A 394-nucleotide genomic window follows, 5' to 3' on the forward strand; every position below is an offset into this window, starting at 1 on the left:
GTACTCGGCAATTGCAGCGCCAGCGTGATCGGCGCGACCGGCCCGGCCGGTGCGACGGGGGCGACGGGCCCTGCGGGCGCCACGGGCGCGACCGGACCCGCGGGAACGGGCGCCACGGGCACCGCAGGCCCCACCGGAGCCACCGGCCCCGCCGGTGCGACAGGCGCCACGGGTGCGGCGGGCGCCACGGGTGCCACCGGATCGACCGGCGCCACCGGCGCGGCCGGGCCGACGGGCGCCACCGGCAGTGCCGGGCCGACGGGCAGCATCGGGCCAGCCGGCCCGGCGGGCCCCACGGGCGCGACCGGCGTGGCGGGCCCTGCGGGAGCCACCGGCAGCACCGGCCCTGCAGGGCCGACCGGCGCGGCCGGTTCCGTCAGCGCATCCGTGACGG

At 82.7% G+C, this 394-nt stretch carries 1 protein-coding gene; it reads right to left on the minus strand.

What is annotated here, in order from left to right:
* The coding region (locus tag E0L35_RS26790; RefSeq protein ID WP_249362201.1) for a hypothetical protein at nucleotides 1-269 on the minus strand (269 nt) is incomplete at its 3' end.
* Nucleotides 270-394 lie beyond the last annotated feature (125 nt).

The sequence above is a fragment of the Halomonas sp. ATBC28 genome (assembly GCF_005937175.1).
Classification (GTDB): Bacteria; Pseudomonadota; Gammaproteobacteria; order Pseudomonadales; family Halomonadaceae; genus Vreelandella; species Vreelandella titanicae.